At 73.0% G+C, this 23,895-nt stretch carries 22 protein-coding genes; 11 read left to right on the top strand and 11 right to left on the bottom strand.

Features of this window, described 5'->3' with window-relative positions:
* Positions 1-178: 178 nt before the first annotated feature.
* The 6 genes from ACZ6ZR_RS37145 to ACZ6ZR_RS37120 form a co-directional block, all read right to left on the bottom strand.
* Entirely contained in the window at positions 179-1,954 is a 1,776-nt protein-coding gene (locus ACZ6ZR_RS37145; RefSeq protein WP_465650207.1) for an ABC transporter substrate-binding protein, read from the bottom strand.
* A gap of 105 nt (positions 1,955-2,059) precedes the next feature.
* Entirely contained in the window at positions 2,060-3,085 is a 1,026-nt protein-coding gene (locus tag ACZ6ZR_RS37140; RefSeq protein ID WP_465650205.1) for an ABC transporter permease, read from the bottom strand.
* 550 nt (positions 3,086-3,635) lie between these two features.
* Complete coding sequence (locus ACZ6ZR_RS37135; RefSeq protein WP_465650203.1) at positions 3,636-5,951, bottom strand: peptidoglycan binding domain-containing protein; 2,316 nt, start codon at positions 5,949-5,951, stop codon at positions 3,636-3,638.
* A 208-nt stretch (positions 5,952-6,159) separates the two neighbouring features.
* Positions 6,160-6,630 carry a DUF6113 family protein gene (locus ACZ6ZR_RS37130; RefSeq protein ID WP_465650201.1) on the bottom strand — a complete coding sequence of 157 codons (471 nt, stop codon included), beginning with the start codon at positions 6,628-6,630 and terminating at the stop codon, positions 6,160-6,162.
* Positions 6,627-7,526, bottom strand: coding sequence for an N-acetyl-1-D-myo-inositol-2-amino-2-deoxy-alpha-D-glucopyranoside deacetylase (gene mshB / locus ACZ6ZR_RS37125; protein WP_465650199.1), 900 nt, complete (start codon positions 7,524-7,526; stop codon positions 6,627-6,629). The genes ACZ6ZR_RS37130 and mshB overlap by 4 nt, the downstream gene beginning before the upstream one ends.
* A gap of 160 nt (positions 7,527-7,686) precedes the next feature.
* Positions 7,687-7,881: a DUF2304 domain-containing protein gene (locus ACZ6ZR_RS37120; RefSeq protein WP_345282187.1), complete on the bottom strand. Its 195-nt coding sequence runs from the start codon at positions 7,879-7,881 to the stop codon at positions 7,687-7,689.
* 243 nt (positions 7,882-8,124) lie between these two features.
* Here ACZ6ZR_RS37120 and ACZ6ZR_RS37115 point away from each other — a divergent pair, with 243 nt between their 5' ends.
* From ACZ6ZR_RS37115 to ACZ6ZR_RS37095, 5 genes are all read left to right on the top strand, one after another.
* A complete protein-coding gene (locus tag ACZ6ZR_RS37115; RefSeq protein ID WP_465650197.1) occupies positions 8,125-10,224 on the top strand; it encodes a S9 family peptidase in 2,100 nt (699 codons plus the stop codon).
* Positions 10,225-10,356: 132 nt separating this feature from the next.
* On the top strand, positions 10,357-11,331 hold the full coding sequence (locus ACZ6ZR_RS37110) for an ABC transporter ATP-binding protein (protein WP_465650196.1): 975 nt from the start codon (positions 10,357-10,359) through the stop codon (positions 11,329-11,331).
* Positions 11,328-12,050, top strand: a complete 723-nt coding sequence (locus tag ACZ6ZR_RS37105; protein ID WP_465650194.1) for an ABC transporter permease — start codon at positions 11,328-11,330, stop codon at positions 12,048-12,050. The genes ACZ6ZR_RS37110 and ACZ6ZR_RS37105 overlap by 4 nt, the downstream gene beginning before the upstream one ends.
* 8 nt (positions 12,051-12,058) lie before the next feature.
* A complete protein-coding gene (locus tag ACZ6ZR_RS37100; RefSeq protein ID WP_465650192.1) occupies positions 12,059-13,300 on the top strand; it encodes a sensor histidine kinase in 1,242 nt (413 codons plus the stop codon).
* Positions 13,297-13,902: a response regulator gene (locus ACZ6ZR_RS37095; protein ID WP_465650191.1), complete on the top strand. Its 606-nt coding sequence runs from the start codon at positions 13,297-13,299 to the stop codon at positions 13,900-13,902. The genes ACZ6ZR_RS37100 and ACZ6ZR_RS37095 overlap by 4 nt, the downstream gene beginning before the upstream one ends.
* Before the next feature lie 281 nt (positions 13,903-14,183).
* Here the strand turns inward: ACZ6ZR_RS37095 and ACZ6ZR_RS37090 are convergent, their stop codons facing one another.
* Together ACZ6ZR_RS37090 and ACZ6ZR_RS37085 are read right to left on the bottom strand one after the other, a co-directional pair.
* Positions 14,184-15,053: a transglutaminase family protein gene (locus tag ACZ6ZR_RS37090; protein WP_465650189.1), complete on the bottom strand. Its 870-nt coding sequence runs from the start codon at positions 15,051-15,053 to the stop codon at positions 14,184-14,186.
* 22 nt (positions 15,054-15,075) lie between these two features.
* Positions 15,076-16,089: a GNAT family N-acetyltransferase gene (locus ACZ6ZR_RS37085; protein WP_465650188.1), complete on the bottom strand. Its 1,014-nt coding sequence runs from the start codon at positions 16,087-16,089 to the stop codon at positions 15,076-15,078.
* A 127-nt stretch (positions 16,090-16,216) separates the two neighbouring features.
* On the opposite strand from ACZ6ZR_RS37085, the gene fdxA reads away from it, so the two are divergent.
* Both fdxA and dapC read left to right on the top strand, forming a co-directional pair.
* Complete coding sequence (gene fdxA / locus ACZ6ZR_RS37080; protein WP_345282199.1) at positions 16,217-16,543, top strand: ferredoxin; 327 nt, start codon at positions 16,217-16,219, stop codon at positions 16,541-16,543.
* 17 nt (positions 16,544-16,560) lie between these two features.
* Positions 16,561-17,703 (top strand): succinyldiaminopimelate transaminase, encoded by a 1,143-nt coding sequence (dapC, locus tag ACZ6ZR_RS37075; protein ID WP_465650186.1) that lies wholly within the window; start codon positions 16,561-16,563, stop codon positions 17,701-17,703.
* Between the two features lie 78 nt (positions 17,704-17,781).
* Here the strand turns inward: dapC and ACZ6ZR_RS37070 are convergent, their stop codons facing one another.
* Entirely contained in the window at positions 17,782-18,525 is a 744-nt protein-coding gene (locus ACZ6ZR_RS37070) for a hypothetical protein (protein ID WP_465650184.1), read from the bottom strand.
* Between the two features lie 337 nt (positions 18,526-18,862).
* Positions 18,863-19,810, bottom strand: coding sequence for a VldE C-terminal domain-containing protein (locus ACZ6ZR_RS37065; RefSeq protein ID WP_465650182.1), 948 nt, complete (start codon positions 19,808-19,810; stop codon positions 18,863-18,865).
* Between the two features lie 97 nt (positions 19,811-19,907).
* On the opposite strand from ACZ6ZR_RS37065, the gene dapE reads away from it, so the two are divergent.
* Entirely contained in the window at positions 19,908-20,996 is a 1,089-nt protein-coding gene (gene dapE, locus ACZ6ZR_RS37060; RefSeq protein WP_465650180.1) for a succinyl-diaminopimelate desuccinylase, read from the top strand.
* A gap of 64 nt (positions 20,997-21,060) precedes the next feature.
* Positions 21,061-21,858 carry an LOG family protein gene (locus ACZ6ZR_RS37055; protein WP_465650178.1) on the top strand — a complete coding sequence of 266 codons (798 nt, stop codon included), beginning with the start codon at positions 21,061-21,063 and terminating at the stop codon, positions 21,856-21,858.
* Between the two features lie 35 nt (positions 21,859-21,893).
* On the opposite strand, the gene folP is transcribed toward ACZ6ZR_RS37055, so the two are convergent.
* Positions 21,894-22,706, bottom strand: coding sequence for a dihydropteroate synthase (gene folP / locus ACZ6ZR_RS37050; RefSeq protein WP_465650209.1), 813 nt, complete (start codon positions 22,704-22,706; stop codon positions 21,894-21,896).
* 166 nt (positions 22,707-22,872) lie between these two features.
* Between folP and ACZ6ZR_RS37045 the strand changes: the two genes are divergently transcribed.
* Together ACZ6ZR_RS37045 and ACZ6ZR_RS37040 are read left to right on the top strand one after the other, a co-directional pair.
* Positions 22,873-23,244, top strand: a complete 372-nt coding sequence (locus ACZ6ZR_RS37045; RefSeq protein WP_465650176.1) for a DivIVA domain-containing protein — start codon at positions 22,873-22,875, stop codon at positions 23,242-23,244.
* Entirely contained in the window at positions 23,241-23,807 is a 567-nt protein-coding gene (locus ACZ6ZR_RS37040) for a DNA-3-methyladenine glycosylase I (RefSeq protein ID WP_465650174.1), read from the top strand. The genes ACZ6ZR_RS37045 and ACZ6ZR_RS37040 overlap by 4 nt, the downstream gene beginning before the upstream one ends.
* Positions 23,808-23,895: the final 88 nt, after the last annotated feature.

Here is a 23,895-nt window from a genome sequence, read left to right as displayed (position 1 = left end):
AGCGGACCACCCTCCGGGCCGCTTTTCGGACCGCGCTCGGACCGCCCGGTGGCGGTCAGGGGGGGGGGGGGGGGGGGGGGGGGGGGGGGGGCCGCCCCCGGGGGGGGGGGGGGGGGCCCCCCCCCCCCGGGGGGGGGCGGGGGCCCCCCCCACGGGGGTACTACGGGTCAGGCGGTGATCACTGCTTCACGAACACGTCGTTCGGGGAGATGATCTTGCCGAGCGCGTCGTAGGTCGCGCCACCGATCTTGGAGCCGTGCAGGATGTAGAACTTCTCCTGGATGCCCGGGATCACGGCGGCCTTCTCCATGATCTTCTTGTCCAGGGCGCCCCAGGCCTTGTTCTGCTCGTTGAGGTCGGCCAGGTCCATGATCCGGTCGATCTCGGTGTTGATCTCCGGGTCGTTGAAGTTGGCGTAGTTGTTCGAGCCGTCCTGGATCAGGCGGCCGTCGAACAGCTGCGGCAGCACGGTCGCGGCGCTCGGCCAGTCCGCGCCCCAGCCGCCCCAGAAGACGTCGAACTGCTTGTCGACCTTGCCGATCTCGGTGTACCAGGTCTTGGTGTCGATCGGCTTGGCGACGACCTCGAAGCCGGCCTTCTTCAGCGCGTCCTCGATCACGACCGAGACCTTCTGCTGGTTCGGCGTGTTGTTGTACGCGTAGACGATCTTGTAGTTCTCCTTGCCGGCTTCCTTGAGGAGGCTCTTGGCCTTCTCCGGGTCACCGGCCGGCTTCTCCTTCTTGCCGAACAGGTCGTAGTCGGTGTAGCCCGCGACCGAGGGGTTCAGCAGGGTGGTGGAGTAGGTGCCGGTGGCCGGGCCACCCTCCGTGGTGCGGATCTGCTGGTGCGGCCAGGCGTAGTTCCGGGCCTGGCGGACCTTCAGGTCGGCGACCCGCTTGTTGTTGATGTAGTAGTAGTCGGCGTAGGGGCTCTCGCCCTTGACCAGACGGTCCTTCAGGGAGGCGTCGTCGAGCACCTTCTGGAGGCGGTCGGGGGCGACACCCGAGTAGAACGACATGGTGTTGACGTCCTCGCCCTTGTCGGCGGCGAGGAGCTTGTCGGTGGCCGGGAGGGCCTGGTAGCCGAACTCGAAGTTCCACTTGTCCGGGTAGGCGTGGCGGATCGGGTCCGTCTTCGCGTCCCAGTTGGTGTTCCGCTCGAGGCTCAGCGACTTGTCGGTGACCCGGTTGACGATCTTGTACGGGCCGGACGAGACCGGCTTCTTGTCGTACTCCTCCTTGGTGTCACCCTTCTGGGAGACGACGCCGTAGGAGGCCATGGCCATCGCGTAGCTGAAGTCGGCGTGGGCCTTCTCGAACTTGAAGACGATGGTCTTCTCGTCCGGGGTGGTGACGTTGTCGAGGTGCTTGCCGTCGTACGGGCCCTGGTAGGCCTTGCGGTAGTCCTCGTTGGTCAGCCAGCGCTGGACGTAGGTCGCACCCTCGGTGATGAACGGCGCGAAGGAGCGCTCGATCGAGTGCTTGACGTCAGCCGAGGTGATCGGGTCGCCGGTCTCCCACTTGACGCCGTCCTTCAGCTTGAAGGTCCAGGTCTTGCCGCCGTCGGTCGCGACACCGGTGTCGGTGGCGAGGTCGCCGACCAGCTTGACGGTGTTGCCCTCCTGCTTGTAGCCGGTGAGGCCACGGGTGATCAGCAGGGAGAAGTTGGAACCGGTGTTGGAGTACACCTGGGCCGGGTCGAGGTGCTCGTAGTCGTCACGCTCGATGTTCTTGACCGTGCCACCGGCCTTGGCGCCCTCGACCGGCTTGGCCGGGCCCTGGGAGTCGGCCGCGGTGCCGACCACGATGTTCGGGTGATCGTTGAACTTCGACGGGGAGGCCGAGGCCTTGTCGCCGCTCTTGGAGCCGCTGCCGCCGCTGGAGCAGGCGGTGAGGGTCAGGGTGCCGACGGCCACGACTGCTGCGGCCGCCTGGAGGGTCTTGCGAGAAATCATGTCGTCCTGCCTGTCGGTTAACCGGCTGGTCAGCACGGCCGCGGCGGCTGCCGAGGTGTGCGGTTGCTCAACTTGAGAGTGGGTTCAGCGCCTGGCGACGCTGCGTCAGCGCTTGGTCTTCGGGTCGAGTGCATCCCGGACCGAGTCCCCGAGGAGGTTGAAGGCGAGCACGAAGATCACCAGCGAGGCCCCGGGGAAGATCAGATATGTGATGTCGTCCTGGTAGACGTCGGTGCCGGTCGCGATCATCCGGCCCCAGTCCGGGGTCGGCTCGATGATGCCGACGCCGAGGTAGGAGAGCGCGGCCTCCGCGGTCACCAGGGCGGGGAGCGAGAGCGTGGCCTGGATCAGGATCGGCGTCCACAGGTTGGGGAGCAGCTCCTTGAAGATGATCCGGGCCGGCGAGGCGCCGGTGACCCGGGCCGCCTCGACGAACTCACGCTCGCGGAAGGCGAGCGCGGTGCCGCGGATCAGTCGGGCCAGGCCGGCCCAGCCGAAGATCACCAGGACGACCACCAGCACCACGGAGCGCGCGAACGGCGGGACGTTCTCGTCCGGCTTGTAGAAGGCCGCGAACAGCACGGGGGTGAAGGCGATGAAGAACAGGGTGGACGGGAAGGCCAGCAGCACGTCGATCACCCGGCCGACCAGGTAGTCGGTCTTGCCGCCGAGGTAGCCGGCCGCGACACCGATGACGGCGCCGATCGCGGTGGAGAGCAGGGTCGCGATCAGGGCGATCAGCAGCGAGGTGCGGATGCCGTAGACCAGCTGCATGAGGACGTCGCGGCCGAGCTTGGGCTCGAGGCCGAGCCAGAAGTCGCCGCTCATGCCGCCGTTGTCGCCGAGCGGGAAGCCGAAGTCGTTCAGCAGGCTCGGGTCGTCCATGCCGTACAGCTTGGACGGGTCCTTGCCGTAGACCATCGAGATCAGTGGGGCGCACAGCGCCACCAGGACGAAGAACGCCACGATGAACGCCGAGACCACGCCGGTGCGGTCGCGCTTGAAGCGACGCCAGCTGATGGTCCGCGGAGACAGGCCCTTGAAGGTCGTGGTCGACTTCGCGGTCGGCGCGAGTGTGTCGGCCGTCCCGACGGTGTCGGCCTCGGCCGTGGCCTTGGTGGGGTTAGTCATGGTGCTGGAGCTCCCGCCCGGGGTGTAGCGGCTGCAAAAAGGTGATCGCACGGACTCTTGCAAGTCGTTTATCGAACGTCAAGAGTTCCCCAGTTGCTGGCCGTGCATTTCTTGCTTCGTGTTGGAATGTCAACCACTTCGTAGTTCCAGACACCTTGACAAGCGTTCAGCGATACGGTCTAAAACGGACATACCGTCACATTCGACGTTCACGCGTCCGTAACCCGAGCTTCGCAACTCCGGTATCAGGACGGACCGTTCCTCTGTTCGAGAATGTGATGCGCGTAGACCGACTGTCCGTTTTGGCTGCTCTGTCCGCGAATGTCCAGTGCAATTGCATGTCCGATAATCGGACGCTACCGCTTTGTTGAGGGCTACGGGGAATTTGGGGTCCAACGGCCCAAATCAGCGGGTGTTGTTGTCACGCACCGTTGCTGGCAAATTCACGCCACTGGCGAGTTTTCGCCGCAGTGGCCGGGGGCCGGAAATGCCGCGGGGCCGGTACCGGATCATCCGGTACCGGCCCCGCGTGCTGTCAACTGGCCCCGTCTCAGGCGAACTTGTAGGTGCGGTCCTTGGCGGCGGTCTTGTCGAGCACCGAGGCGATGCCGTCCGCGACGTCCTGGGCGGTGATGGCCACCGAGGCGCCGCCCTTCTTGGTCTTCACCTTGTCGAAGGTGCCGTTCAGTGACTCCTCCAGCTTGGCCAGGTCCCAGCTGAGCGCGACCTTTCCGGAGGCATCCGGGGCCAGCGTGAGGACCTTGGCGGCGGTGGCCTTCCCGAAGGTCCAGGTCTTGCCGCCGGCCTGCACCGTGACGTTCCCGGCCAGCACCTGCTTGCCGAGGCCGTCGGCGGCCGCCTGGAGGGCCTCGGCGGAGACCTTGGGCTGGGCGGCCGTCACCGGCACCGCCAGCTCCGCGTCGGGCTGTCCGGCCGCCCTGGCCCGGAAGGCCTGCTCGACCCGGTCGATCGCGGCGGCGGCGTCCACCGTCTGCCCGGCCCGGCCCGGTACGACCTCGGCCTTGCCGTCGGCGGTGAAGCGGACCACGCCCTCCTGGAGGCCCTGGCTGGTCTTGGCGCCGAGGCCCTCCAGCGCGGCCTTCAGCTTGGCCCGGTCCACCTTCACCTGCGGCTCCACGGCCTTGTGGCCGCCGGCCAGCGAGCCGATCACCTCGACCGGGTTGTAGGTGTGGTCGGTCAGCCCGTCCACCGTGGCGGTGGTGTCGAAGGCCAGGCCGGCGGTCACCGGGTCGAGCTCCACGGCCTGGTCGCCGAGCTTGAGCTTGAGCGGCTTCTGGCCGGTCTTGGCCACCGAGGCGTCCAGCGCCGTCACGGCCTGGTCGCGGGTGTCCCCGCCGATGTCGGTGCCGAGCACCGTGGTGCCGCGGGGGATGTCGGCCTGATTGAGCATCAGGCCGGTGCCGTACGCGGCGGCGCCGGCGAACAGCAGACCGCCGACCGCGTAGGTCGCGAGCTTCCCGGCCTTGCCACGCGGGGCGGGCTCGGCCGCCTTGGGCTTGGCGGCGGCCTTGGGCTTCGCGGGCGCCGCCGGGGCCTCCTCGGCGCCGTCGGCTCCGTGGGCGGTCCCGGGCTGTCCGGCGGCCGGGGCGGTGCCGAACGGGTCGGCGCCGGGCGCGGGCCGCTCGCCCGGGCGGGCGGCGCCGCGCGGGCCGGTCGGACGGCTGCCCGGGAACGGCTCGGCGGGCTCGTACGGGACGTTCGCGAAGCGGCCCTCGGGGCGGGCGCCCGACGGGGCGTCGGCTCCGGCCGGCCGGCCGGCGGGACGGCCGCCGAAGGGGTCGGCGGGGGCGAAGGGGTCCTGCGGCGCGGCCTGGCCCGGCTGCCCGCCGCCGCCCGGGCGGCCCCCGGGAGCGCCGGCGAACGGGTCCGCCGGGGCGAACGGGTCGGCCTGGCCGTACGGCGAGGACTGGGCGGGGGCCGCACCGGCCGGGGCCGAGCCGGCGGCTATGGCGGCCTCGCCGGCCGCGTAGGCGTCGAAGTCGTCCCGGATCGGGTCGAAGCCGCCGATCTGGGTGTCCTCCGGCTCGCCCTGCGGACGCGGCCCGCCGGCCGGGGAGGCCGCGTACGGGTCGTTGGCGTAGGGGTCGTTCGCGTACGGCGATCCGCCGCCGGGGTGCTGCGTGGCGAACGGGTCGTCAGCACGCGGGCCGCCCGCGGCCGGAGCGGCCGCGAAGGGGTCGGCGGGGGCGAAGGGATCGGCCGGCGCGAAGGGGTCCGCGGGGGCGAACGGCGAGGCCGGCGCGCCCGACGGGGTGGGGTGCGCGCCGCCCGGTGCGGCCTGAGGCGCTGACGGGCGCGCGGCCGAGCGGGGGGCGCCCGCCTCGGACGTCGGCGCTCCGGCGGGGACCGGGGCGGGGGCGCCCTTCTGGCGCGGCCGGAACCACTCGCCGGTGGACTCGCCGTCCACCGGTGGGGTGGGCTCCTGGCGCCACTCCGGCGGAAGGTTCGGCGGGGTCCCGGCGGGGGCGGCCGCGTCCACCACCCCGAGCACGGGGGAGGACGGGGTGGCCGAGCGGTGCCGGGGCCCGCTGGGCGCCTCGGGCGCGGCAGCGGCGGCGGGCTCGGTCTTCACCGTGCTGCGCATCACCACCGGCGGGATCGGCCGGGAGCCCGGGATGTTGATCCGGACCCGGGTGGTGAGGGTGGTCTCGGTCTTGGGGACGTCCCCGCCCTCGCCCGGGCCCGCCTGGGCGGCCGCGGGCTGACCGGGCGTCACGCCGAACGGGTCGGCGGCGCCGAAGCCGCCCGGGATGCCGGTGCCGTAGGGCGGGGTGCCCGACGGGTAGGCGTCCGGCCCGGTGTGCCGGGGCGACGGATTCGCGCTGTCAGGTTCGCGGCTGCTCAATGCTGCTCTGCTCCGGGTTCGCGGCCAGCTCGTGTGGGACGGGCGGTCGCGGGTTGTGGGACCTCGGCCCGGCCGAGTGACCCTCCGACACCAGTTGCGCAGGCGGACCTCGGACCGCCTGTCGCGGCACCACCATACTGTGCGGTCCGGTGGACAGGTCGGGCATCTCCGGCAGAGGGGGCGCCCGGGAGGGTGCCCTGACGTGCCGTCACGGGTTCAGGAGACCGAAGCCACCCCGGGTCGGGAGGGTCGCGCAGACCACTCCGGAGACCGCGCCGAGGAAGAGGTAGGCGTAGGAGGTGAAGGAGGCGGCGAGCACGAAGTCGCCCTCCGGGCGGGGGGCCATCAGCACCAGCAGCACCAGGAACCAGCCCACCAGCGGCGCCCCGGCCCCCAGCTTGGTGCCGGTCACCCGCAGGCCGCCGTAGAAGACCGCCCAGGTGGCGGCCAGCGCCAGCAGCAGCCCGGCCGGCGGCCAGAGCGCCTGCACGAAGCAGCCGGCCAGCGAGACCGCCGCCCCGAGCACCAGCAGCACCAGGTAGGCCAGCACCCGGGCGCCGCGCGGCGGCTGAGGCTCCGCCAGCCGCCCGCCGCGGCTCCCGAGCAGCTTGGCGGGCAGGCTCCGCGCGGACGGGGCCTTGGTGGCGGCGGTGGTGCCGTCGGCGGGGCTGCCGGTCATCGCTGTGCCTCCGGGGCCAGGCCGGCGAACAGGTCGGTCTCCGGCCGCTCGGGTCCGGGCTCGCCGCGGACCAGCTGGTAGTACTCGGTGGCCACCAGCGGCTGACCGAGGTCGTTGCTGAGGGCGAACCACTCGCCCTTGACGGTGATCTGGGTGGCGTGCGCCGCCATCGCGGCCGCCTTCGCCCCGGCGTACGCCGTGCCGTCGAGCACCGTGGTGACCACCTCGGGGTCGACCACCCCGGGCACGTCGCCCGGCTCGGCCACCCCGGGGAAGGGGCCGGCGGCGGCGACGGCGGCCAGCCCGGCCTCGATCACCGGGCGGGGCATCCGGTTCCAGTACACCTTGGCGATCCGCCAGGCCGGGCCCAGCTCGGGGCGCCAGCCGGGATCGGCGGCCAACTCGTGGGCCCGCATCGCGACCTGATGGGCCTTGACGTGGTCCGGGTGCCCGTAGCCGCCGTGCTCGTCGTAGGTGACCAGCACCTGCGGCCGGACCTCGCGGACCACCGCGACCAGGTGCCCGGCCGCCTCGTCCAGACCGGCCTGCCAGAAGCAGTCCGGCCGGTCGTTCTCGGGCAGGCCCATCATCCCGGAGTCCCGGTAGCGGCCGGGGCCGCCCAGGAAGCGGTGGTCGGTGACGCCCAGCTCGCGCATGGCGGCGGCCAGTTCGCCGATCCGGTACTCGCCCAGCCGGTCCGTCCGGTCCGCCGTCAGCCCGGCCAGCTCCGGCGGGATCACCTCGCCGCCCTCGCCGAGCGTGCAGGTCACCAGCGTGACCCCGGCCCCGTCGGCCGCGTACCTGGCCATCGTGGTGCCGTTGCCGATCGACTCGTCGTCGGGGTGCGCGTGCACCAGCAGCAGCCGGCGCTCGGGCCGGTCGGAGGCAGCGGTCATACGGAGGAGCCTACCGACACTCGCCCGCTCGCCTCCGGAGCGCTCTGTGCCGCCGCCGACACTCGTCGCTCCCGCGGTCGCTTCGCTCCCTTCCTCGCTCCTCCCTTTCGGCGACGGCGCGCTCCTTCGGCTCGGGGCGGGGCAGACCGGGCCCGGACGCTCAGAGCTTCAAGCCGTTGATCATCCCGGCCACGTTGCTGGTGACCTGCTGGATCGACGGGGCGATCGAGCTGGAGGCGAGGTAGAAGCCGAGCAGTGCGCAGACGATCGCGTGCGCCAGCTTCAGGCCCGACCGGCGGATCAGCACCACCACGATGACCAGCATCAGCACGGCTGCGGAGATGGACAGAGCCATCAGGCTCACACCCTTTCTCGGGTGTGCCGCCCCGGGGACAGGACGGCAGGGGACGTGATGAGTCAAGGGATACCCGATTGGTGAGCGCCGCATTACTTTCCGTGAGCCCGCATGACTGCGCGCACGGCCGCCAAGATCGGCATCCGGGCCGGTGGGAGCGGCCCGTGACCCGCTTGACGGCAGGTCACGGGCGCTGCTCCGAACGGGTGATGACGTTCGTTCGTGGGCCTTAGAGTTCCTGCCATGAGCACTGAAACCTTCCCTCGTCAGTACGCGCGCACCCAGCGCTTCACGGTCGGCGCACCCCGCTCCTTCGCCGTCGCACCGGACGGTTCCCGGGTGGTCTTCCTGCGTGCCAGGGGCGGTGCGGAGCGGGCGAACCTGCTGTGGACGCTCGACCCGGCCACCGGCGAGGAGCGGGTCGCGGCCGACCCGGTGGAGCTGCTCGGCGGAGGTGGGGAGAGCCTCTCGGCGGCCGAGAAGGCCCGCCGCGAGCGCAGCCGGGAGGGTTCGGCGGGCATCGTCGGCTACGCCCTGGACGGCTCCGGCTCGCTGGCCGCCTTCGTGCTCTCCGGCCGGCTCTTCGTGGTGGACCTGGCCGGTGGCGGAGCGCCCCGCGAGCTGCCCGTCGAGGGCCCGGTGCTGGACCCGCGCCCCTCGCCGGACGGCAGCCTGGTGGCCTACGCGAACACCGCCGGCGAGCTGCGGGTGACCGCCTCCGACGGCAGCGGGGACAAGGCGCTGGCCACCCCCGAGCGCGACGGGGTGACGTGGGGTCAGGCCGAGTTCATCGCCCAGGAGGAGATGGACCGGGACCGCGGCTTCTGGTGGTCCCCGGCCGGTGACCGGCTGCTGGCCGCCCGGGCCGACGACGCCCCGGTGGCCCGCTGGTGGATCGCCGACCCGGCCAACCCGGACGCGGTGCCGGCCGAGGTGGCCTACCCCCGGGCCGGCACCGCCAACGCCGAGGTGGGCCTCTGGCTGCTCGGCCTGGACGGCGGCCGCACCCAGGTCGGCTGGGACGGCGCCGACGAGCCCTACCTGGCCCGGGTGCACTGGTCCGGCGCGGCCCTCACCCTGCTGGTGCAGGCCCGGGACCAGCGCTCCCAGCGCTACCTGACGGTCGATCAGGCCACCGGCGCCACCAGCACCGAGCTGGCCGAGCGGGACGAGGCCTGGCTCGACCTGTTCGGCGGCTCCCCGTCCCGGACGGCCGACGGCCGGCTGGTGCGGATCGCCGACCAGGACGGCGTCCGGGTCCTGGTGGCGGGCGACTTGACGTTGTCCGACGCCCGACTGCACGTACGCTCGGTGCTCTCGGTCGGGAAGACCATCCTCTTCACCGCCTCCGGCGGCCCCGCCGACGACTCCGCGGAGCCCGGCTGGACCGGCACCTTCGAGGTCGCCCCCGACGGCACCGGCCTGACCAGGCTCGGCACGGCCGGGGTGGTCACGGCCGTCCGGGGCGGCGACGTCACGGTGCTGCTCTCCGCCGACCCCTCCTGGAACGGCGCCCGGGCCGAGGTGCTGCGCGGCGGTGCGACGGTGGCCGCCATCGCCTCCCACGCGGAGACCCCGGTGATCACCGCCCGGCCCGAGTTCGTCTTCGCCGGGGAGCGCCGCATCCCCTGCGCGGTCTTCCTGCCGACCGGCTACGACCGCGAGCGCGACGGCCTGCTGCCCGTGCTGATGGACCCGTACGGCGGCCCGCACGGCCAGCGCGTGACGCGGTCGCAGAACCCGCACCTGACCTCGCAGTGGTTCGCCGACCAGGGCTTCGCGGTGGTCGTGGCGGACGGCCGGGGCACCCCCGGCCGCAGCCCGGAGTGGGAGAAGGCGATCGCCTTCGACTTCGCCGGGGCCACCCTGGAGGACCAGGTGGACGCCGTCCGGGCGCTCGCCGGGACATACCCGCTGGACCTCGGCCGGGTCGGCATCCGCGGCTGGTCGTACGGCGGCTACCTGGCCGCGCTCGCGGTGCTGCGCCGCCCGGACGTCTTCCACGCCGCCGTCTCCGGCGCCCCGGTGACGGACTGGCGGCTCTACGACACCCACTACACCGAGCGCTACCTCGGCCACCCCGACGAGCGCCCCGAGGTCTACGAGGCCAACACCCTGACCGGGGACGCGGCCAAGCTGGAGCGCCCGCTGCTGCTGGTGCACGGCCTGGCCGACGACAACGTGGTGGCCGCGCACACCCTGCGGCTCTCCTCCGCGCTGCTGGCCGCCGGCCGCCCGCACACCGTGCTGCCGCTTTCCGGGGTCACCCACATGACCCCGCAGGAGGAGGTCGCGGAGAACCTGATGCTGTTCCAGGTCGACTTCCTGAGGAAGTCGCTCTGACCGATGTGACGGACCGTCGGGTGTTCCGCATGACAGCTGTCATGCGGAACACCCGACGCGCCGCACTGCCCGTGCTCCGCCGTTCTCGCGATTCTTGAGGAGTCAGAGCGAACGGGGAGAGAGGGAACCGCGATGAGCACCGCGACAGAGACGGCCACCGAGGTCGCCGCCTTCCGGCAGGTGAGCAAGAGCTACGGCACCGTCAAGGCGGTCGAGGACCTGGACCTGGTGCTGCGGCCCGGCGAGACGGTGGCCCTGCTGGGGCCGAACGGGGCGGGCAAGTCCAGCAGCCTGGACCTGCTGCTCGGCCTGCGGGAGCCGGACACCGGCAGCGTCTCGCTGTTCGGCGGCAGCCCCCGGGCGGCGATCGAGACCGGCCGGGTGGGCGCCATGCTGCAGAGCGGCGGCCTGCTGGGCGAGGTGAAGGTCCGCGAGCTGGTGAAGTTCGCCTGTGACGTGCACCCCCGCGGCCACCGCCCCGAGCAGGTGATGGAGCGGGCCGGGATCACCGAGCTGGCCGAGCGCAAGGTGGACAAGCTGTCCGGCGGCCAGGAGCAGCGGGTCCGGTTCGCCCTGGCCATCGCCGGGGCCAACGACCTGATCGTGCTGGACGAGCCCACCACCGGGATGGACGTGTCGGTCCGCCAGCAGTTCTGGGCCGCCATGCGGGCCGAGGCCGAGGCCGGCCGCACCGTGCTCTTCGCCACCCACTACCTGGAGGAGGCGGACTCCATCGCCGACCGGGTGCTGGTGCTGCACCGCGGCCGGCTGATCGCCGACGGCACCGCCGCCGAGATCAAGGCCAAGGCCGGCGCCCGCCGGATCTCCTGCGAGCTGCACCCCGAGGACGGCCCGGTCGAGGAGGCCGTGCTGCGCGCCCTGCCGGGCACCGTGGGCCTGGACCTGACGACCCGTCCGGACGGCGTCCGGGTGGTCCGGATCCGCACCACCGACGCCGACGCCGGCGTGGCCGGTCTCTACCGGGCCGGGTACTTCCCCCGGGCCCTGGAGGTCACCGGTCTCGGCCTGGAGCAGGCCTTCCTGACCATCACCGGCGAGGCCGACGCCTCGGAGAGCACCGACACCGACGGGGAGAACGCGCGATGAACACCCTGATCCAGCTGGAGATCCTGCGCACCCTGCGGAACAAGCGGTACCTGATGTTCACGGTGCTCTACCCCGCCCTGCTCTACGTCTTCTTCATCAACGCCTACGGCACCTCCCCGCTGGCCAACGGCATGCAGGTGAAGACCTACTTCATGGTCTCGATGGCCACCTTCGGCTCCGTCGGCGCGGTGCTCACCGGCAGCGCTCAGCGGATCTCGCTGGAGCGCAAGAGCGGCTGGGTCCGCCAACTGCGGCTGACCGCGCTGCCCGGCCGGGCGTACACCATCGCCAAGATCGCCTCCTGTGCGGTGACCACGCTGCCCGCGATCGTGGTGGTCTTCGCGATCGGCGCCGTCGAGGGCGTCTCGCTCTCCGCCACCGAGTGGGCCGGCCTGGTGCTGGCGCTCTGGGCCGGCAGCTTCGCCTTCGCCGCGCTCGGCGTGGCCCTCGGTTACGCGGCCCAGCCGGACGCGGTGCAGCCGATCGTGATGATCGTCTACATGCTGATGGCGCTGCTCGGCGGGACCTGGTTCCCGGTCGGCGGCTCGCTGGAGAAGTTCGCCCGCTTCAACCCGGTCTACCTGTACAACCAGCTGGCCACCTTCGTGCAGCCGGGCCACTCCTTCGACTTCGGCGCGGCCGCCGGGCTGGGCGCCTTCCTGGTGGTCTTCGTGGCCGCTGCCGCCCACCTCTACCGCAGGGACACCAAGCAGGCATGATGTGGCCCATGCCGAAGCAGCTCCCCGCCCCCTCCCGCACCGGCACCGAACGGACGGGAGGAGGCGGGGAGTTCCGCGTCGTCCCGGGCGCACCGGTGGACAACCTGCGCCAACTGGTCGTCAAGGTCTGCTGGATGTCGCTGTGGATGATCTACCTCTACTACCCGCTCGAGGACCTGACCGGCGACGAGCACACCACCGCCGGCAAGGTGTTCGGCTGGTGCGCGCTGAGCGTCTTCCTGGTCTCCTACCTGGGCATGGTCGCGGTCCGCTCGCTGGCCCACGACCGCTGGTGGATCGGCCTCCCGGTGGCCGGCACCATGCTGCTGATCGCGGTGGTCACCTCGTTCGGGCTGGGGGAGGCCTGGCTGACCCTGTTCACGTACACCTCGGTCTGCTTCGGTGCGGTGCTGCCGCCCAAGTTCGGCATGTACGGGGTCGGCAGTGTCACCCTGCTGGCGCTCGCCACGGCCCTGCTGATCCACGCCGAGCACGGCACCCTGGCCGCCATCCTGCTGCCCTGCTTCCTCAGCGGCCTGGCCATGGTCGGGCTCCAGCGGCTGGTCGGCACCATGCGCGAACTCCGGGAGGCCCGGGCCACGGTGGCCCACCTGGCCGTCGCCGAGGAGAGGCTGCGGATGGCCCGCGACCTGCACGACCTGCTCGGCCACTCGCTCTCCCTGATCACCATCAAGGCCCAGCTCGGCGGCCGGCTCATGGACGCGGGCAAGGAAGAGGCCGGCCGGGCCCAGTTCAGCGAGATCGAGCAGGTCGCCCGGCAGTCGCTGACCGACGTCCGGGAGGCTGTCGGCGGCTACCGCCGCCCCACCCTCCCGGTCGAACTCTCCGCCGCCCGCACCGCCCTGACGGCGGCCCAGATCCGGTTGGAGGCCGACCCGGCGATCGGCGACCCCCGCCCCGGCCTCGACGGCGAGGAGGCCGGCGTGCTCGCCTGGGCCCTGCGCGAGTCGGTCACCAACATCGTCCGGCACGGCGAGGGCGCCACCCGCTGCACCGTCACCCTGGACGAGAACTGGGCCCGCGACGGCATCCGCTACGCCGTCCTCACCGTCACCGACAACGGCCGGGGCCCCGGCAAGTCCCCTGCGGGGAACGGCCTTTCCGGCCTGCGGGAGCGGCTGGCCCTGGTCGACGGACAGCTGGACACCGGGCCCGGCGAACGGGGGAGGGGCTTCCGGTTGCAGGCCTCCGTACCGCTGCGGGCGGTGGCCGATAGGGTGCCCGAATGATCAGGGTGCTGCTGGCGGAGGACCAGGGGATGGTGCGGGAGGCGCTGGCGGCGCTGCTCTCGCTGGAGGGCGACATCGAGGTGGTCGCGCAGGTCGCGCGCGGCGACGAGGTGGTCGCGGCGGTGACGGCCCATCAGGTCGAGGTCGCCGTGCTCGACATCGAGATGCCCGGGATGACCGGGATAGAGGCGGCGGCGGCGGTGCGGAAGGCCGTGCCGGGGGTGCGGATCGTCATCGCGACCACCTTCGGACGGCCCGGCTACCTGCGCCGCGCGATGGAGGCCGGGGCCGACGCCTTCCTGGTGAAGGACGCCCCCGCCTCCGAGTTGGCCGAGGCGATCCGCCGCGTCCTCCGCGGCGAGCGGGTCATCGACCCGACCCTCGCCGCCGCCGCCCTCGCCGAAGGCGCCAACCCCCTGACCGCCCGCGAACGCGACGTCCTCGCGGCGGCGGCCGACGGCGCCCTCAACTCCGAGATCGCGGCCCGGCTGCACCTCTCCGAGGGCACGGTCCGCAACTACCTCTCGATGGCGATCCAGAAGACGGCCACCCGTAACCGCGCCGAGGCCGTCCGCCTGGCCCGCGAAAAGGGCTGGCTGTAGGGGAGTTCGCCTGCGGCGGGCTCCGGGGGTACTCGGGTCGCACGGTCGGCTCGCTCCGGGGACTTCGCCTGCGGCGGGCTCCGGGGCTGCGCCAGGGGCGAACTCGGGCCGCCCTGCCGGTCCGGGGGGAAGGATCGGCCGCAGGCGGAGCCCTCGTACCTCCCCGCGAGCCCGCCGCAGGCGAATCCCCTACCCCGCGAGCGCGCCGCAGGTGGAGCCCTCGTACCTCCCCGCGAGCCCGCCGCAGGCGAATCCCCTACCCCGCGAGCCCGCCGCAGGTGTCAGTTGAGGCGGTGGCGGGCGGCGCGGGCCTCGTGGCGGGTGCGGGCGGCGGCCTTGGGGTCGAAGGTGTCGAGGATCTCCGCGTAGGCGTCCATCTCGGCGGCTCCGGAGAGGAAGTCGCCGGTGCGGACGAGGAGTTCGGCGCGTTCCAGGCGGAGCTGGGCGGGGTGGCGGGGGAGCAGGAGGGCGAGTTCGGTGGCCCAGAGTTGGGTGCGGGCGTGTTCGGGGCGGTCGGCGGCCCAGCTGCGGATGTTGCCGAGGACCCGGTGGACGGTGTCCAGGGGGGCGGCGGGGCTGAGGAGTTCGGGGGAGAAGTGGTGGCCGGTGGCCCGGGCCAGTTGGGCGGCGTCGGGGAGGTCGAGGAGGCGTCCGCCGTGGTACGGGTCGGCCAGGACGTAGTCCTCGCCGCCGCCCGGGCCGCCCACCGCGACGATGAAGTGCCCGGGCAGGGCGACGCCGTGGACGGTCAGGCCGGCCCGCCGGGCGACGGCCTGCCAGACCAGCGAGAGCATGATCGGCAGGCCGCGCCGCCGCCGCAGCACGTCGGGCAGGAGCGAGGACTCCAGCCGCCGGTAGTCGGCCGGCCGGCCGTGGAAGCGTTCCCGGCCGGCGAGCACGGCCGCGAGCAGCGCGGCCACCTCGTCGGGGGTGCCGGGGGCGCGCTCGGCGACGGCCAGCCGGACGGCGGCGGCGTGCCGGTCGAGGGCGGCCTGACAGGCCGCCACCAGCTCGTCCAGGGTGGGTGGTTCCGGGTTCTCGGCCGAGGGCGCGAGGATGTGCTCGGCGGCGGCGAGCACGCAGAGCAGCACCGGGTCGGGCTGGTCGGCCCTGGCCTCGGCGCGGAAACGTGCACGGCTCTGTTCGGTCAACAGTCCACACTCTCCGGTGACGCTACCGCCGGGGCAGGCGGGCGTAGTGGTAAGTGTGACTGGTGGTGAAGCCCAGGCGGTCGTAGAGGGCGATCGCGCCCGCGTTCTCGGCCTCCACCTGGAGGTAGCCGCCGGTGGCGCCCTCCTCCGCGGCGCGGGCCGCGAGGACCGCCATCAGGGTGCTGGCCAGCCCGGACCTGCGGGCCTCGGGGGCCACCTCGACGGCGCCGAAGCAGGCCCAGGCCCCGTCGATGACGCACCGTCCGATCGCCAGCGGCGCGGCCCCGCCGGGCCCCGGCACGGTGGCGAACCAGACCGAGGGCCCGCCGTGCAGCACCTGGTGGGCGGCCCGCTCCAGCGCGGGGTCGTCGCCGACCCGGCGGTAGCGGGAGAGCCAGGAGGCGTCCGCGGTCCGGGACAGCCGTACCCGGTCGTGGCCCTGACCGAGCCTCACCAGCCCGGCGAGCGGCGCGGTGCGGACCAGGGTGGGGGCCAGTTCGGCGCCGCTGCGGGCCAGCTCCTCGGCCAGCCCCTCCGGCGAGCCGGGCACCGAGACCTCGACGTAGCCGGGCAGCCCGCGGGCCTCGTACCAGCGGTCCACGGCCTCCAGGGCCTGCGGCAGCGGCAGGCCGGGGTCGCCCAGCGCCTGCACCGAGTTGGCCCGCCGGGTGAAGCCGGCGGAGGCCCGCAGGGTCCACTCGCCGAGCTGCTCCCGCTCGACCGCGGGCCAGCCCCGGGCGGCGGTCCGCTGGAGCTCCAGCGGGGAACTGACGGGCAGTGGGCCGCGGCGGGCGGGGAAGAGCGGCACGGGCTTGCCGGCCACCAGCAGCTGCTGGGGGATCGTCACCGCGGCGCCGTCGCGGGGTACCACGGTGAGCCCCTCGCCGTCCCAGGAAGTGAGCACGCCGATCACATCGCGGAACACCGGCCGGTCGTCCACGACCTCGGAAAGCCGGCGCACGGAGACCCGTCGTCCCACGTCAGAGCCGTCCAGGCGGACTTCGGGACGGCGTCCGGCAGTGGCTCCACCCGTCATCAAGGGCACCTCCTGTGCATTTGCTGTCTCTGACCCGCGATACTAGGGGCGGGCATCGACGACGCCGCGCTCACCCGCGCACAAGCCAATAGTTTGGGCAGCTGCCCAACCGAGGAGGAACGACAGCGTGACTTACGTCATCGCGCAGCCTTGTGTAGACGTCAAGGACAAGGCGTGCATCGAAGAGTGCCCGGTCGACTGCATCTACGAGGGCAAGCGATCGCTCTACATCCACCCGGACGAGTGCGTCGACTGTGGTGCCTGTGAGCCGGTCTGCCCGGTCGAGGCGATCTTCTACGAGGACGACACCCCGGAGGAGTGGAAGGACTACTACAAGGCGAACGTCGAGTTCTTCGACGACCTCGGCTCGCCCGGTGGTGCCTCCAAGCTGGGTGTCATCGACTCGGACCACCCGTTCATCGCGGCCCTCCCGCCGCAGAACGCCGACCACTGATCGGTGGCCGACCAGCTGTGAGCAACGACAGCACGCACGCGCCGCTCCCGGGCCACCCGGGGGCGGCGCGCCGCGTCTCCGACCTGCTGCCCGTCTTCCCCTGGGACAAGCTGGAGCCGTACAAGAAGACGGCCCTCGCGCACCCGGACGGGCTCTGCGACTTCTCCGTGGGCACCCCCGTCGACCCGGTGCCCGAGCTGATCCAGAAGGCGCTGGCCGCGCACACCGACACCCCGGGCTATCCGACCGTCTGGGGCCCGGTGGAGCTGCGCGAGACCATCGCCGGCTGGCTGCGCCGCCGCCTCGGGGCCGAGATCGGCCCGGAGGCGATCCTGCCGACCGTCGGCTCCAAGGAGCTGGTGGCCTGGCTGCCGACCCAGCTGGGCCTCGGCCCGGGCGACCAGGTCGCCTACCCGAAGCTGGCGTACCCGACCTACGAGGTGGGCGCCCGGCTCTGCGGCGCCGAGCCGGTCGAGTACGGGGAGCTGGACGAGCTGGACCCGAGCCGGGTCCGGCTGCTCTGGCTCAACTCGCCCTCCAACCCGACCGGCCGGGTGCTGACGGCCGATCAGCTCCGGGCCGCGGTGGCCTGGGCCCGGGAGCACCGGGTGCTGCTGGTCAGCGACGAGTGCTACCTGGAGCTGGGCTGGGAGGCCGAGCCGGTCTCGGTACTGGACCAGGCGGTCTGCGGCGGCGACCACGAGGGCCTGCTCGCGGTGCACTCGCTCTCCAAGCGCTCCAACCTGGCCGGGTACCGGGCCTCCTTCGTGGCCGGTGACCCGGTGGTGGTCAAGGAGCTGCTGGAGATCCGCAAGCACGGCGGCATGATCGTGCCCGCCCCGGTGCAGGCGGCCACCGCCGCCGCGCTGGCCGACGACGCCCACGTCGAGGAGCAGCGGGGCCGGTACGCGGCCCGGCGCTCGGCGCTGCGGGCGGCGCTGGAGGGCTACGGCTTCCGGGTCGAGCACTCCGAGGCCAGCCTCTACCTCTGGGTGACCCAGGGGCGGCCGTGCTGGGAGACGGTGGCCGAACTGGCCGGGCTGGGCATCCTGGTGGCGCCCGGCGACTTCTACGGGCCGGCCGGGGCCGAGTTCGTCCGGGTCGCGTTCACCGCGACCGACGAGCGGGTGGCCTCGGCGGTGGAGCGCCTCAAGCGCTGACGCACCGACGGGAAGGGGCGCGCACTCCACGGAGTGCGCGCCCCTTCGGCGTTCCTGCGGTCAGCGGATGACGGGGTGTCAGCCGCCGAGCAGCGGCAGCTTGCCGCCGAGCAGGCCGCCGACCGGGCCGAGCGCGCCGGTGGCGTCGCCCAGACCGGGGGCACCGCCGAGCCGGTTGGAGTGGTCGGTCGGGTCCTGGGTGTCCACCGGCAGCTTGCCGGTGTCCGGCAGCAGGTGGCCCAGGCCGCCGGGGAGGCGGTCGGTGACCATGCCGAGGTCCGGCACGCCGCCGGTCGGCAGCGCGCTGGCGGCGGTGCCGGTGAGCGAGCCGGAGGTGAGGTCGCCCAGCGGGAGGCCGGTGCCCGGCAGCGAGCGGGTGGCGGCGGGGGAGCCGGGCAGGTGCGGCACCTTGTCGGTGACGGCGGGGGCCAGACGGTCGACCAGCATCGGGGTGGCCTTGCCGGCCACGGCGGCCAGCGTGCCGGCCGTCTCGGTGGTCTTGGCGGCCGGGCCGGCCACCTTGCCGAGCGCCTGGTCGGCGTCGGGCAGCGCGCCGGCGACGGCCTTGCCGGCCACGTCGGCGGAGGCCGGCACGCCGGTCTGCACGGTGGCGGCAGCGGTGTCGGCGGCGGCCACGCCGGCGTCGTGGGTGGCGCCCTGGAGGGTGTTGTTCGGGTTGTCGAGCTGGCTCAGGCCGGCCCCCAGGTCGGTCTTCGGCAGCAGGTCGGCGGCGGACGCCGCGCCGGCGGCGGCCAGCGGGGTCGCGGCGGCGGCGACGAGGAGCGCGGCCTGGGCGATCCGGCGCGTGAGGGGACGAGACATGGTGCTCCTGCTCCTGAGAGGTGGGCCCCCGGCATGGGTCGGGTGTTCGGGGCGCCAGGGGTCGTCCGTCGGGCGGACGACGTGATTACCGCCGCAGGGCCGAGAAGGTTTCGCCGGGCCAAGGTCAAGGGTCGGCAAAGATCGGACGATCCTCTTTCCGACATTCAGGACATTTCACCCAGGGGCCGGAGGGTCTGACGAAACGTCACGGCGCCCGTCCCGCAAGGGGAGGGGCGCCGTGCTCCACCGTCCGGCCGGGGGTGTCCCGGGGCGGCCCGCAGCGTCCACCGTGGTTGACGCGAATCACCCGGTCGGCCGGTACTGGCTCACCAGTGCGTCAATCCTCGTTCCTGGTGCCGAGGGTGACCAGCACCCGCTCCGCCCCGGCCGCCTCGCCGCCCGCCGCCTTCCAGCCCTCGGTCGGCCGGTCCACCCGCCAGACCTTCCCGTCGAAGGCGACCTGGCCGATCCCGAGGTCGGCCGCCTGCGACACCGCCCACTGGGCCAGCGCCCAGCCGGTCTGCCGCTGCGCCGGCCCGGCCTGCGGGGAGAGCACCAGCACCGTGCGCGGGTCCTTGGCGGCCGGGGCGGCCGGGGTGGTGGTGACCAGCTTCCCGAACTCCCGCCGGGCCCGGTCGGCCAGACCGGGCAGCGGCTTGCCGTCGTCGTCGAGCGCGGCCTCGGCCGCCGTCTTCGCGGGGTCGTGCACCACGCAGCTGAGCGCGGCCTGCTCCCGGCCGGTGAGCACCGAGGCGAGCAGGGTCGCGTTGGTCTCGTGCTTGGCGTACGCCTGCGGGAAGCCGCTGCGCTGGACCTCCTGGGCCGCGTCGGTGAGCGGCATCCTGGCGTAGCCGTTCACCTTCACCAGGCCGTCCAGGAACTTGTTGGTGGCGTACACCGGGTCCTTGATCTGCTGCACGGTGCCCCAGCCCTGGGACGGCCGCTGCTGGAACAGGCCGACCGAGTCGCGGTCGCCGCCGTCCAGGTTGTGCAGCTTCGACTCCTGCATCGCGGTGGCCAGCGCGATGGTGACGGCCCGTTCGGGCAGCCCGCGGGAGAGCGCCACGGCGGAGATGGTGGACGCGTTGGCGGCCTGCGCCAGCTCCAACTGTCCCTGGCCGGAGGCGGTGTTCACCGTGCAGCCCTCCGGCGGCGGGATCAGGGTGTCCCGGTTGAAATAGACCACGGCGCCGCCCACGATCGCGAGCACGGTCAGCCCGATCAGCACCCGGCGCACCGGCCGCTTCCGCCGGCCCGCCGTCTCCTCGGCCGTAGTCTCCGCCACGTCCCGTCCTCTCCTCGCCCGACCTGCCCGGACACCGTACCCACTCGGACGGCTGTGCGGTGCCCGCGGTTGCGCGGGCCCCACTACGCTGACCGGCATGACCAGCTCCGACACCTCCGCGGCCCAGCAGCTCGACCTCACCCTCGACGGCGGGGCGCTCACCGCGCAGCTGGTCGACTTCCCCTCGGTCAGCCGCTCCGAAGGGCCGCTGGCGGACGCGGTGGAGGCCGCCCTGCGGACCCTGCCGCACCTGCGGGTGGACCGGTACGGCAACAACGTGGTGGCCCGCACCCAGCTGGGCCGGGCGGAGCGGGTGGTGCTGGCCGGGCACCTGGACACCGTGCCGATCGCCGACAACGTGCCCTCCCGGATCGAGGGCGACCTGCTCTACGGCTGCGGCACCTCCGACATGAAGTCCGGCGTGGCCGTCCAGCTCCGGCTGGCCGCCACCCTGCCCGAGCCCAACCGCGACCTCACCTTCGTGTTCTACGACTGCGAGGAGATCGAGGCCGCGCACAACGGTCTCGGCCACCTGGCGGAGCGTCACCCGGACTGGCTGGCCGCCGACTTCGCGGTGCTGATGGAGCCCAGCGGCGCCATGGTCGAGGGCGGCTGCCAGGGCACCCTGCGGGCCGACGTGAAGCTCACCGGCACCCGGGCCCACGCGGCCCGCAGCTGGCTGGGCGACAACGCGATCCACAAGGCCGCCGAGGTGCTCCGCCGGCTCGCCGAGTACCGGCCGCGCCGGGTCGAGATCGACGGCCTGGAGTACCGCGAGGGCCTCAACTGCACCCGGATCAGCGGCGGCGTGGCCGGGAACGTCATCCCGGACGAGTGCCTGGTGCACGTGAACTTCCGCTACGCGCCCGACCGTTCGGAGGCCGAGGCGGCCGACCACGTGCGCGAGGTGTTCGCCGGCTACGACATCGAGGTGACCGACACCGCCCCCGGCGCGCTGCCCGGCCTGGACCAGCCCGCCGCCCGCGCCTTCCTGGAGGCGGTCGGCGGCCAGGCCCGCGCCAAGTTCGGCTGGACCGACGTGGCCCGGTTCTCCGCGCTGGGCGTCCCGGCCGTCAACTACGGCCCCGGGGACCCGAACCAGGCCCACAAGCGGGACGAGCACTGCTCGCTGAGCGCCATCGCCGAGGTGGAGGAGCGGCTGAGGGTCTGGCTCACCGCCAACTGACCGTCACCTGGCGTACCGCCCGTTTTTCCCCGACAAAGGGGATCTACGGGCGTACTGTTCCGTCATGACAGGCACAGGAGACGAGAACACCACGTACGGAACCGACGAGCACCCCGAGAAGAAGCACGTGCCGGAGAAGCGCAAGGGCCCGGTGCTGCTCCGCCGGGACCAGGTCGGCACCGGCACCACCGACCAGCGGCTGCTGGACACCACCGGCCCGACCGACTGGCTGCACACCGACCCGTGGCGGGTCTGGCGGATCACCTCCGAGTTCGTCGAGGGCTTCGGCGCGCTGGCCGAACTCCCGGCCGCGATCAGCGTCTTCGGCTCCGCCCGGACCCCGGTCGACTCGCCCGAGTACGCCGCCGGGGTGGCCATCGGCCGGGCCCTGGCGGAGGCCGGCTACGCGGTCATCACCGGCGGCGGCCCCGGCGCCATGGAGGCGGCCAACCGCGGCGCCTCGGAGGCCGGCGGCCTCTCCGTCGGGCTCGGCATCGAGCTCCCCTTCGAGCAGGGGCTGAACGAGTTCGTCGACCTCGGGCTGAACTTCCGGTACTTCTTCGTCCGCAAGACGATGTTCGTGAAGTACGCCCAGGGCTTCGTGGTGCTGCCGGGCGGGCTCGGCACCCTGGACGAGCTCTTCGAGGCGCTCACCCTGGTGCAGACGAAGAAGGTCACCCGCTTCCCGGTGGTCCTCTTCGGCTCGGCCTACTGGGGCGGCCTGGTGGACTGGCTGCGGGACACCCTGATCGCCCAGGGCAAGGCCAACCCGAAGGACCTGGAGCTCTTCCACGTCACCGACGAGATCGACGACGTGCTGAAGATCCTGGCGGAGAGCCGCCGCCCGGCGGACGAGATCTGACGGGCCGCCCGGAGGCGAGTGGGCGAGTAGCAGCCTCACGCGAGCCCCCGGCGGGCCACCGCCGGGGGCCGGGTGCCGCGGATCGAGGCCACCATGTCGAGCACCTGGCGGGTCTCGGCGACCTGGTGCACCCGGTAGACCTGGGCGCCCAGCCAGGCCGAGACGGCGGTGGTGGCCAGGGTGCCGAGCAGCCGCTCGTCCACCGGCTTGTCGAGGGTCTCGCCGACGAAGTCCTTGTTGGAGAGCGACACCAGCACCGGGAATCCGGTCGCGGTCATCTCCGGCAGCCGGCGGGTGGCCTCCAGCGAGTGCCGGGTGTTCTTGCCGAAGTCGTGCCCCGGGTCGATGATCACCGCGTCCCGCCGCACCCCGAGCTCCACCGCCCGCTCGGCCAGCCCCACCGTGACGTCCAGGATGTCGGCCATCACGTCGGCGTACCCGACCCGGTGCGGCCGGGTGCGCGGCTCGGCCCCGCCCGCGTGGGTGCAGACCAGCCCGGCGTCGTACCGGGCGGCCACCTCGGCCAGCTTCGGGTCCACCCCGCCCCAGGCGTCGTTCAGCAGGTCGGCGCCGACCTCGCAGACCGCCTCGCCGACCTCGTGCCGCCAGGTGTCCACGCTGATCACGGCCCCGGGGTGACGCTTCCTCAGCTCCGCCACGAAGGGCACCGTGCGGCGCAGCTCCTCCTCGACGGTGACCTCCTCGCCGGGCCCGGCCTTCACCCCGCCGATGTCCAGGATCGCCGCACCCTCGGCCACCGCCCGGTCGGCGGCGGCGAAGGCGGCCTCGTCCGCGAAGGTCGCTCCCCGGTCGAAGAAGGAGTCGGGGGTGCGGTTGACGATCGCCATGATCACGAGTTCGTCGGCGCCGAATTCGCGCGGGCCCAGACGCAGTGCCACCGGTGTCTCCTCCACGGCTCGGCCGGGTGCGATGATGGGCCCCGGTCTGTTCGGGGACCATGATCCCATCTCTCTCGTCTCGTGCCGGGCCCACCGGAGTACTGGAGGACAGCTCGTGTTCTGGTTGGTCGTGGTGGCGATGGCCGTGGTGATCGGCGGGACGGCCCTGGTGGCCCTCGGCGGGGGCGGCACCCTGCCCGAGGCGGAGCACGACCGGATCGCCGCCCGGCTGCCGCAGGACCGGCCGCTGAGCCGCTCCGACGTGGACGAGATCCGCCTGCCGATGGCCGTGCGCGGCTACCGGATGGACGAGGTGGACGACGTGCTCGACCGGCTCGGCGCCGAGCTGGCGCTGCGCGACACCCGGATCGCGGAGCTGGAGGCCGCCGCGGTTCCGGCCGGTGCCGCCTCCGCCGCCGCTGAGGCCGGCGCTGCTCTCGCCTCGGCCGTCGAGCTGACCAAGGACCGGGACGGGGACGGCCGATGACGTCCGGTGCGGTGCTCGGCGCGGACGGTCTGAAGCGCTGCGGCTGGGGCGACTCGGCCGACGACTACCGGGTCTACCACGACACCGAGTGGGGCCGGCCGGTGCACGGCGACGACGCGCTGTTCGAGCGGGTGGCGCTGGAGGCCTTCCAGTCCGGGCTCTCCTGGATCACCATCCTGCGCCGCCGGGAGGGCTTCCGGGCGGCCTTCGCGGGCTTCTCGATCGAGCGGGTCGCGGAGTTCGGCGCCGAGGACGTGGAGCGGCTGCTCCAGGACGCGGGCATCATCCGGAACCGCGCCAAGATCGAGGCCACCATCGCCAACGCCCGGGTGGCCCGCGAACTCGAGGGCGGCCTGGACGCCCTGATCTGGCGTCACGCCCCCGAGCCCGGCCCGGCCCCGCACGCCCTCTCCGACGTGCCGGCCGTCACCCCGGCCTCCACCGCCCTGGCCAAGGAGCTCAAGAAGCAGGGCTTCCGCTTCGTCGGCCCCACCACGGCCTACGCCCTGATGCAGGCCTGCGGCCTCGTCAACGACCACCTCGCCGACTGCCACGCCCGCTAGGGCCTGTTTCAGAAGTGGATCAAGGTCATGCGATGATCTTGATCCATGGCTCGGGGAGATCTGACGGACGCCCAGTGGGCAGTGCTGG

The organism is Kitasatospora sp. NPDC088742 (assembly GCF_055584905.1).
The sequence above is the reverse complement of the archived record's forward strand: the minus strand, read 5'-3'. Positions and strand labels throughout refer to the sequence as shown.